The following is a 9,645-nucleotide window of genomic DNA, read 5'->3' on the forward strand; positions in this document are numbered from 1 at the left end:
CCTAATTCGATTTCAGTTGAAGAACCGCAATCACAGGCCGGTGATCAGAAGCCAATGGTTCGTCGATCACGTCCACCGTTTTGACGGTCCATTGAGATTCCGGAGAAGCGAATAGAAAGTCAATTTCACGGTCCGGCTTTTCAGCGGAAAAGGTGTATGGATCGTCGGCTGGTTTGTCTGCTTCCACGAACCCATCTTGAAACAGTTTGACCGTGCGTGATTCGGGTGTGTCGTTGAAGTCGCCGAGCAAGATCGCGGGATTGGGAAGCGATTGAATGAACTCGCGAACCTTGGTCGCTTGTTCAAATCGGACCGTGTCATCGCGGATGTAATCGAAGTGCACGTTGACCAGCGTCAGTTTGTTGCCGTCGGGCAAAGTAACGTGAGCCGCCAAGGCGACGCGAGGTTCACGACCGCTGGCCAGTTCGACCGCTTCGGTTTTTTCGATCGGGTATCGCGAGAGAATGGCCATCCCGTATCGGCCTCCGTCGTAGTCCATGAACGGTGCAAAAGCGGCATGCATGTCGAGGTGTTCACCGAGCCATTGGGCTTGGTCGACATTGCCGCTTCGGTTGCAACGTTCATCGACTTCTTGCAAGCCAACAAAGTCCGGATTGAGTTTCGAGATCACATCCGCGGTTCTCGGAAGGTCCGTTTTTCCGTCGTTTCCGTAGCCACGTTTGATGTTGTATGACAGCACACGATGCGACGAGTTTGAATCCTCGCCCGATGATTCGCCGGGCATCGCGATCGATATGGATATCGCGATGAGCGAACAAGTCATGATGTGAATGGCTTGCGCGAGAGAAACGCGATTGCAAGCAAAGCTTGATGTGGCGAAGCGGTGGCGAAGGAAAGTCATGGTGCGGGTCTTGTCGTGTGAAATGGAAGTCCGGGACAGCAGACGGAACGACATCAATCATAAGCGATGGGTGGATCCTTGCACGAGCTTGCCACGGCATCTGATTTTGTACGAAGGATGGTCGTTGAGCGTCCATTTGATGGACTCTTAGCTGACCGATTTCCTACCGCACTCCTCGATCTTGGAGCAAGACGCGAGAGTCGAAAGAGGCATCATTCTGCGTGATAAACGACGAAAAGATTTCTGACCATGAACGATACGTGAAATGGAGCAGAAGAAATGACGCAGCGACGTGAACTGGAACACGACATGCAGACATCTTCGATCGCCTGAGCCCCCTTTGTGCCCAGGACATTCCCACGAAACTTGCATGGAGATCCAAATGTTGAAATTGCGATTCACTGTTGCTGCCGCTGCCCTCACCGTGTTGACTGGTCTGCCCGTCGCCACCGCCCAGCAAGGAGCCAATGACAATTTGATCTTGAATGGTCAGCTTCCAACCTCGCAGGATCAAACCGACTCGGGCCGCTACGAAGCACGACGAACGTCCACCGACAGTCGTCAGCAGCAGCCAACGGTCACGCAAGCGATTGTGCAGAAGCTGCAAAAGGCCAACGAGAATGAGATCGAGTTGGCCAAAATGGCGATGCAGAAAACGGATCACAGCGAACTGAAGCAGTTGACTCAAACGATCGTCCGCGATCACGAAGCACTGAATCAAAAGCTGCAGCAATTCAGCAACCAGAATCAAGCGAATTCACAAGGCCAGCGGGTGCCCACCCAACTCTGCCAAATCGCGGACCAAGCCTGTGACAACGCGATGAAGATGACCAAGGACATGCTGACCAAGTACGAGGGTCAGGACTTTCAGATGGCTTTCCTCGGCCAGCAATGCGTGGCTCATACGATGATGTTGGCGGAACTGAAGGCGATCGAAAGCACCGGACCGCAGGAATTGCAGCCGATTGCTCAGGAGGCCATTTCGAAAGTCGAAAAGCATCTTGAAAAAGCCAAGCAACTGGCTAAGAAACTGGAGGACGATGAAAAGCATCGGTCATAGTTGTTTTGATGGAAAGCTCGTCTTTCGAGGATACGTTCTCATCAACGCCGAATGAAATCACGGCGTTGGTGAGAAGTTCGTCTTGCCAGAGGACTCGGTGAGCGTGCTGGGTTGAGCGCTCAGCCGAGTTTGGCGCCGTTTGGCATCGCTTTGTCTGGGACCGCGAGAATCACCGATCCATCGTCACGGTATAGACCCGTGAGCAGAAACTCAGACATGATCGGTCCGATCTGCTTGGGCGGGAAATTGACCACGCCGAGGATCTGACGACCGATCAATTCTTCTTTCGTGTAGTGCACCGTGATCTGCGCACTGGTTCGCTTCAGGCCCAGTTCTTCGCCGAAGTCGACTGTGATTTTGTACGCGGGCTTGCGGGCTTCTGGAAAATCCTCCACGAGCGTGATCGTACCAACGCGAACGTCAACGTTTTCGAATTCTTGCCAAGTGATGAGCGTCATGATGTGTTCGTTTGAGTGGGAATATTTGAAGACGCGATTTTGACATGCCCGCGTGAGAGGTCCTGTTGTAGTGCTCTGTTGTAGCAAGGTGCACTGGAGTCGAGAAAGCCACGTCAATGCTCGACGACAACGCCATCAGTGACCGTCACCATCCGACGATCCCAACCTGTAGCTCGGTGGTCCCCCCACCGAGCCGAACACTAAAAGACCCCCGTCCCCTTTATGCGCACGTCCCCTTTATGCGCATCGGCGGACGGTGCTCTGGCGTGGCGAAGGCTGGTTGGAGCGGAAGAAGCGATGCATGCGCGACGACACGGAACCACCTAGCGGCAAAGTGCTATGACCGGTGATCGTTGAGCGTTGGCAAAATAAGTTATCTGAATGACGTGGTATCTCAAGGTTCCTTGGCTCCCGCCCGCTAGGATTGTGCCCATTGAGGCGGGTGGTTGGATGGGAAGTCTCCCTTTGAATCGCGAGCCTGTCATTCCGCCGCGTCCAGCTTCGCAACGTTTTCAGGCCAATCATGCATCGCGTTCTCTTCGCTTCGACATCATTCTATCGGTCGGTCTGCCAAATTCGTTTCAGAGCGGCACCGTGGATGGCTTTCGCGCTTGTGGCGTTGGGGCTGCCTGGATGGTCCATTGCGGACGATCGGCCAAACATCGTGGTGATCATGGTGGATGACATGGGCTTTTCGGACATCGGTCCGTATGGCAGCGAGATTCCAACGCCGCACTTGGATGCATTGGCCGCAAATGGTGCCAAGTTCTCTCAGTTCTACAACACCGGGCGTTGTTGTCCGACGCGAGCCGCTTTGCTCACTGGGCTGTACTCTCACCAAACCGGAATTGGTTGGATGACAACGGACCAAAAGCTCGAGGGCTATCGAGGTCGGCTCAATGATCAATGCGTCACGATTGGCGAAGTTCTTGGACAATCCGGCTACTTCACCGCGATGACGGGAAAGTGGCATGTTGGTTTCAAGCAGGGTGTGACTCCTTGGGGGAGAGGCTTTGATCGGAGTTTGAACTTGCCTGCCGGTGGATTGCACTTTTCCAATCAAACCGGATCCAAGGGAGGAACCAAGCTCTTTCTCAATGGGCAAGAGGTTGCCAAGGATGATCCGCAATTCGATCCACCGTGGTACGGATCCGACCTGTGGACAGAACAAGGAATCGAGTTCATTGACGAAGCGATCGCGGAAGACAAACCGTTTTTCTGGTACCTCGCCCATGTCGCTACCCATTTCCCTTGCATGGCACCGGAAGCAACGATCGCGAAGTATCGCGGCAAGTACATGCATGGTTGGGATAAATTGCGAGAGGAACGATACGCTCGTCAGATTGAATCCGGGTTGGTTGACGAGAGCTGGAGCTTGGAACCTCGGCCGGAACAAATTCCCGCGTGGGATTCGTTATCGCAAGAAGAGAAAGAACGCTACGACGACATGATGGCGATCTATGCAGCGATGATCGAAGAGATCGACAAGAACATTGGGAAGCTGGTGGCTGCTTTGGACAGTCGCGGAAAATTGGACAACACGTTGATTTTGTTTTTGTCGGACAATGGCGGCAACGCGGAGGGTGGCGTCAGCGGCCGGTACGAAGGCGACTCACCAGGAGACCCGCATTCAAATGTCTTCATCGGACGGTGCTGGGCTCATTTGAACAACACGCCTTTTCGAAAGTACAAGCACTACAACCACGAAGGTGGTATCGCGACGCCGTTGATTGCGCATTGGCCAGCCAAAATTCAGCCTGCAACTGACCAGAAGACTTGGATCAAAACGCCCACCCATGTCATTGATCTGATGGCGACGTGTGTCGATTTGGCGAAGGCGGAGTATCCGACACGTTTCAATGGAAACGAAATTCACCCGCTCGAAGGTCAAAGTCTTCAGCCTTTGCTGACTGGCGTGGGCGAATTCGCGGAGCGAACGTTGTACTGGGAGCACGAAGGCAATGCCGCAGTCCGAGCCGGCAACCGCAAGTTGGTTCGGCAAGGCGCGCGAGGAGAATGGGAGTTGTTCGATCTAGGTGCCGATCGAACCGAGCAAGCCAACCTTGCCACTGCAAACCCTGACGAAGTTTCTGACCTGCAAAAGCAATGGCGGCAATGGGCGAAGAGTCACCAAGTGCTCCCGAAGCCGACGAAGAAGAAAAAGAAGAAGTAGTCAGGCAAGCACTCCTGCGAATGTTGTTGCCACTTGCGTCAGACGGTTGACCACGTTCTGGTAGCAGTCTTCGTTAGTGACCGGAAGGTCTGATGGGTCATGCCGTTCGCTTTCGGATACCGATTCCGGGGAGGTTGTTGAGGGTCAATTTGCCGTCGATGACTTGGACTCCTTCGTAGAGATCGTTGCTGATCAAGAGGTTGCCATCGAGATCGGCCCAGTCGACCAGCGGCGATAGCTGGGCGGCGGCGGAGACGGCGCAAGAGGTTTCGGTCATGCATCCCATCATCACCTTCATGCCCAATGCTCGGGCCACGGTGATCATCTTTTGAGCCTCCCGCAAACCGGTGCTCTTCATCAGTTTAATGTTGATCCCTGAGTACACGCCTTGAAAGTCGGCTACGTCGCCGAGGCGTTGAAACGCTTCGTCGGCGATGATCGGAAGCGGGCTTTTGGAGGTCAGCCAAGCCAAGTCATCGACCGCTGTTTTGGGCAGTGGTTGTTCTACGAATTCGACGCGCTGTTCGGCCAGCCAGTGCGTCACGTCCAACGCCTCGTGCTTGTCGGTCCAGCCTTGATTGACGTCGACATAGATTGGCACATCGGTCACCGACCGAACGGTCTCGATCATTTCGCGATCGTTGCCTCCGCCCAGTTTGACTTTTAGGACTTTGAAGCGAGACGCCTCCTCGGTCTTCATCTTCACCACTTCGGGTGTGTCGATGCCAATCGTGAACGAGGTGACTGGCGTGTTTGCTGGATTGATTCCCCACAGTCGGTGAAGTGGTTGACCGACCAGTTTCCCCATCAGATCGTGCAGTGCGATGTCGACGCAGGCTTTGGCAGCACGGTTGCCTTCTTCGATCGAGTCGACGTAGGCGAGGATCTCATCGAGCAGAAACGGATCGTCAAACTGCTCCAGTTTGACCTTGCTTAGAAACTGCATCACTGACTGTTGCGACTCGCCCAAGTAAGGCGGCAGGGAGGCTTCTCCGTAACCCGTGAGCCCTTCGTGCTGAATCTCAGTCAAAACGACTGGCGTGGTATCGCGTGAGTTTCCGGCGACGGTGAAAGTGTGTTTGAGTTGCAGTTCGTACGGACGGAAGCTCAGCTTCATTTTCCCGTTTCGAATCAGATCGGTCGTTGAGTTGGGGACCGGGGCGGCTTCTTGTGCCGTGCCGATGGTTGTTGGTAGTACGGTCGCCAAAGCACCTGCTCCCAAGCCTTGGAGAAGGATTCTTCTTCCTCGATTCATTCCGTGCTCCTGATGATTGCGTTGTAAAAGTCGTTCTCGGGGATGGGACGGAAGCCATTGGGATCTTCGCCGATAATTCTGACCGCTCTGACGAAGATCGTGGGATAGCTGTCGATGAAGTTGGGTTGGCTGCTGTCCATGCTGTTGATGCTCACCCGTTCTCGGTAGCCCGCTGAATGGATGAATTCATCGTTCCCGATGTACATCGCGACATGTGTGACATGTTCTTTCGTGTTGGACGTTGCTTTTCTGCCGAAGAACAGAAGGTCGCCCGGTTCCAAGTCGTCGGAAACAAACTCCGTTGTCACTTCTCGGCCAATTTGGGACTGCATGTTGGAGTCTCTGGGCAGTTGGATTCCGTTCATGAAGTACACGTTGCAAATCAGTCCACTGCAGTCGATGTTCTTGGACGACATACCTCCCCACAGGTATGGGATGCCGTGGAACTTTCGAGCGGTTTCAACAAGGTTGTTTTGCAGGGCTTTCTGGAAGAAGACCGCGTCGGCCGGGCAGAGTTGGCCGCTATCGACCCAGCCAATTCGTCCATCGGGGCATTGAATCTGAGTGTAGCCGGACTGTTCGGAGATTTTGCAGACCATGTTCCCGATCACCAGATCCGACATCGGCATCGACGTCGCGTCTGGAGCACTGTAGGCCAGCCCCGATTGGGCAGTGAAGATGACTTTTTCTGCGTTCCGGTAAGATTTGAGTTGCTCTTGATCGACACGATGGACTTCGGCCGAATTGACCCAACCGATGTATCCGTCAGGAACTTGGATCAGACACTTTCCACGCTCGGTTTTGAGAACGCGGATTGGAGTTCCAAGAAGGGCTTGGGTGACCAGTTCGGTTTTGCTGCTGGGTTCTCTGCGAAGGTGGATGACGGAATTGTTGACCAACGCATTGACCAGCGTTCCTGTTCCGTCTTCCGGGAGGAGGACGAGATGGTTGTCCACCTCCGGGTGCTGCTCGAAGGCTTGCTTCACAGCGGCATATGTTTCTTCGCTGGAGAGACTCCCGTGAACACGCCAGCCGGATTCACCTTTCTCGACGTGAACATCCCACCACTGAATTCGCTGATCGGGTGCATGCGTCACGCGGAGGGATTCCACGAGCTCATTCAATTCGGAACGCGTGGGCGTTTGCAGGACGGCAAAGGCAAGCAAGAGCGATGGAATCAGGATCATCGAGGTTTTTCCGCGAGCTGAGTGACGCTGTTCTTCACGTCGTATTGGATTGCAATTCCAACATGTGGATTCGCAAGACAGAGGTCGACCGACCGATTGTAAGCGAAAGGTGGTGATTCCGACGGGCAGCAAGGGACGCGATTATCCGCTCAGCCTGGCTCAAGGGTATGGTTGCGGCCCAGTGTCGCGTGGAGCGGTTTTTGTGGTGGTTCGGCGCGGACGAGATGGAACGCAACGATAGATTGGAGAGAGTCAATCCAATTCGCCGTTTCTCTTTTCTCTCGCTGGCGACACCATGACCAAGATCTCCAAACGATCCCTCGATTTTCATTCTGGCGATGAAGTCATCGCCGAGATCAAGCGATTGCAGGAGGGAGGCTATGTTCAAAACAAGAATTGGAATCTGACACAGATCTGCGAGCACCTCGATGTCATCATGACCGGTGGCATGGAAGGGTTTGGGTTTCGGTTGCCGCGAATTCTTCGCGCGACGGTGATGAAGTGGATGATCGCTCGGATGTTGCGACAGCGAAAAATGTCGAGTGCGCCAACATTGGATCGATTGAAACCAAAGTCACCGGATGGACCCGACGATCCCGGTGTCATCGATCACTGCATCGAGACTATTCATCGGGCGAAAGCCTTTGACGGGTCCATGAAAGACTATCCGTTCATCGACGACATGACGCCGGAGATGTGGCGCCAGTTCATGTGGATTCACGCGGCACATCACCTTGGGTTTTTGGCACCCAAGTGAACCTGCGTGGATCGCTCGAGTTACTTCGCTAAGACACGCGATGTGGCTGAGCAACGAGCGAAGAATAAGTGTCGGATTGAAAATGCGGCATTGGCTTCCAGCCTGAGTTCCGCGCAATCACAGGCTGGAAGCCTATGCCACTTGTTTTTCCGCGAAGTGGCTTAGCGTTTGGATGCTGGGACCCGAACTTGCCAGTTGGGATGGGGCACGTGAGCCTTTTCCATCAGCGTCTCAAGTTCCTTCACAATCTCGGGATGGTCGCTGGCCAAATTGGTCGTTTCGCCGATGTCGGCTTTCAAATCATACAACTGAGTTGGGCCAGTCATCCAAGGTTGGCGGATGGCTTTCCAGTCGCCACGTCGAACCGCTTGTCGGCCACCTTGTTCGTAGAATTCCCAGTACAGGTAGTCGTGCGTTTGTTGGGCTTCCGGTTTGCCAACGATCGTTGGTGCGAAGCTGATTGAATCCGTGTCTTCGGGGAAATCTGTCCCGGCGAGTTCCGCGGTGGTTGCCATCAAGTCGCCGAAGTAGCCGACATGATCGGAGACCGTTCCGGGCGGAGTGGTACCGGGCCAGCGAACAATCAATGGAACGCGAATGCCGCCTTCAGTCAGGGCTCGTTTCATGCCGCGGAGCGGTCCGGCTGGATCGAACTTCTTAGGATTGTGGCCGCCTTCGTTGTGTGGGCCGTTGTCGCTGGAGAACATCACGACGGTTTGTTCATCGATTTGCAATTCTTTGAGCAAGTCGAGAATGCGCCCGACGTCCGAATCCATCCGCGTGATCATCGCTGCTTGACCTTTGTCTTGATCGCTCCAGTCTTTGTCGGCGTAGATGCCGTGATCGGGCACTTCTTGTCCGTTGCCGGACATGCCGGTTCCTTCATTGTTCGCATGAGGGATGGTCAGCGAGAGATACAAAAAGAACGGCTTGGCCTCGGAATCCGCCGCTTTTTCACGAATGAAACCCATCGCTTCATTTGCAATTAGATCATGAGAGTAGTCGACTCGTTTGGTGGCCTGTCCGCCGGTGAATCCACCGTAAGATCTGTCGCGACGTTGAACTTCATTTCGCAAAGCGACCTTGGTTTCGTTTCGCCATAGAAATTCGGGGTAGTAGTTGTGTGCGTGGACCTGGTTGAGGTAGCCGTAGAAGTGATCGAAACCTTGTTTGCGGGGAAGGCCTTCCCGTCCTCCCATCGCGTCGTCGCCCAGTCCCCACTTACCACACAGAGCGGTCGCGTATCCTGCGGACTGCAGCACCTCGGCCACGGTCACGTCTTCGTCGCGGAGCGATTGCTTGGACATGTCCGGTCCGCCCGCGTTGCCGCGAACGTGGGTGTGTCCCATGTGCATTCCGGTCATCAGCACGCTACGTGATGGAGCACACACGGTGTTGCCGGCATAGAAGTCCGTGAACCGCATGCCCTCGGCTGCCATCTGATCCAGGCGAGGCGTTTGAATCAGTTCTTGTCCATAGCAACCCAGGTCACCGTAGCCGAGGTCATCGGCCAGAATGAACACGATGTTGGGTCGTTTAGCATCCGCTGCAGAACTGGATGGTGATGTTGCGAATCCAATCAGGAAGAGTGACGTCAGGAGTGCGAAGCAAGATGGGAAGACAGAAGCCAATCGCATGAAGGTTTCTCGGGAGAGGTGGGGATGGTGGGAGCGGCGATCATGAAGATCGGCCGGCGGCATTTTAATCGCCCGGCCAACCTCGGAGGTCGTGCAGTTTTTTAGTGCTTTTCAAGTAACGCCTTGAGAACCCCGCCCGAGCAGCGGGAGGGGTCGGAAAGCGAGCGTTCAGTAAGATTTCCGGGGAGAGCAATCCGCGCCGCTTCCCATGCTCGGCCCCCTCCCTCACCTACGCCTGAACGGCGTCGCTCGACCT

Annotated in this window: 8 protein-coding genes; 3 read left to right on the forward strand and 5 right to left on the reverse strand. The window is 54.6% G+C overall.

Annotated elements, in window-relative coordinates; all coding sequences use genetic code 11:
* Position 1 precedes the first annotated feature (1 nt).
* Positions 2–862: an endonuclease/exonuclease/phosphatase family protein gene (locus tag B2R17_RS20175; protein WP_339886596.1), complete on the reverse strand. Its 861-nt coding sequence runs from the start codon at positions 860–862 to the stop codon at positions 2–4.
* 382 nt (positions 863–1,244) lie between these two features.
* On the opposite strand from B2R17_RS20175, the gene B2R17_RS20180 reads away from it, so the two are divergent.
* Positions 1,245–1,922 (forward strand): DUF4142 domain-containing protein, encoded by a 678-nt coding sequence (locus tag B2R17_RS20180; RefSeq protein ID WP_286765383.1) that lies wholly within the window; start codon positions 1,245–1,247, stop codon positions 1,920–1,922.
* 119 nt (positions 1,923–2,041) lie between these two features.
* Here B2R17_RS20180 and B2R17_RS20185 read toward each other — a convergent pair whose 3' ends face one another.
* On the reverse strand, positions 2,042–2,380 hold the full coding sequence (locus tag B2R17_RS20185) for a tRNA-binding protein (protein WP_286765384.1): 339 nt from the start codon (positions 2,378–2,380) through the stop codon (positions 2,042–2,044).
* Positions 2,381–2,978: 598 nt separating this feature from the next.
* On the opposite strand from B2R17_RS20185, the gene B2R17_RS20190 reads away from it, so the two are divergent.
* Positions 2,979–4,553, forward strand: a complete 1,575-nt coding sequence (locus tag B2R17_RS20190) for an arylsulfatase (RefSeq protein ID WP_286765385.1) — start codon at positions 2,979–2,981, stop codon at positions 4,551–4,553.
* A gap of 97 nt (positions 4,554–4,650) precedes the next feature.
* Here the strand turns inward: B2R17_RS20190 and B2R17_RS20195 are convergent, their stop codons facing one another.
* Positions 4,651–5,808, reverse strand: a complete 1,158-nt coding sequence (locus tag B2R17_RS20195) for a dipeptide epimerase (RefSeq protein WP_286765386.1) — start codon at positions 5,806–5,808, stop codon at positions 4,651–4,653.
* The gene (locus B2R17_RS20200) at positions 5,805–6,995 is read right to left on the reverse strand and encodes a C40 family peptidase (RefSeq protein ID WP_286765387.1); all 1,191 of its coding nucleotides are present in this window, start codon (positions 6,993–6,995) and stop codon (positions 5,805–5,807) included. Before B2R17_RS20200 ends, B2R17_RS20195 begins: the two co-directional genes overlap by 4 nt.
* A 295-nt stretch (positions 6,996–7,290) precedes the next feature.
* On the opposite strand from B2R17_RS20200, the gene B2R17_RS20205 reads away from it, so the two are divergent.
* A complete protein-coding gene (locus B2R17_RS20205) occupies positions 7,291–7,752 on the forward strand; it encodes a DUF1569 domain-containing protein (RefSeq protein WP_286765388.1) in 462 nt (153 codons plus the stop codon).
* A 161-nt stretch (positions 7,753–7,913) separates the two neighbouring features.
* Here the strand turns inward: B2R17_RS20205 and B2R17_RS20210 are convergent, their stop codons facing one another.
* Complete coding sequence (locus B2R17_RS20210) at positions 7,914–9,389, reverse strand: arylsulfatase (protein WP_286765389.1); 1,476 nt, start codon at positions 9,387–9,389, stop codon at positions 7,914–7,916.
* Positions 9,390–9,645: the final 256 nt, after the last annotated feature.

Source organism: Rhodopirellula sp. UBA1907 (genome assembly GCF_002337565.1).
In the GTDB taxonomy this organism is placed as follows: domain Bacteria; phylum Planctomycetota; class Planctomycetia; order Pirellulales; family Pirellulaceae; genus Rhodopirellula; species Rhodopirellula europaea.

Excerpts from the sequence above, each read along its gene's own strand:
- B2R17_RS20205 (WP_286765388.1), top strand. The coding sequence starts at position 7,291 with ATGACCAAGATCTCCAAACGATCCCTCGATTTTCATTCTGGCGATGAA.
- B2R17_RS20180 (WP_286765383.1), top strand. The coding sequence starts at position 1,245 with ATGTTGAAATTGCGATTCACTGTTGCTGCCGCTGCCCTCACCGTGTTG.
- B2R17_RS20195 (WP_286765386.1), bottom strand. The coding sequence starts at position 5,808 with ATGAATCGAGGAAGAAGAATCCTTCTCCAAGGCTTGGGAGCAGGTGCT.
- B2R17_RS20175 (WP_339886596.1), bottom strand. The coding sequence starts at position 862 with ATGACTTTCCTTCGCCACCGCTTCGCCACATCAAGCTTTGCTTGCAAT.
- B2R17_RS20190 (WP_286765385.1), top strand. The coding sequence starts at position 2,979 with ATGGCTTTCGCGCTTGTGGCGTTGGGGCTGCCTGGATGGTCCATTGCG.
- B2R17_RS20200 (WP_286765387.1), bottom strand. The coding sequence starts at position 6,995 with ATGATCCTGATTCCATCGCTCTTGCTTGCCTTTGCCGTCCTGCAAACG.
- B2R17_RS20210 (WP_286765389.1), bottom strand. The coding sequence starts at position 9,389 with ATGCGATTGGCTTCTGTCTTCCCATCTTGCTTCGCACTCCTGACGTCA.
- B2R17_RS20185 (WP_286765384.1), bottom strand. The coding sequence starts at position 2,380 with ATGACGCTCATCACTTGGCAAGAATTCGAAAACGTTGACGTTCGCGTT.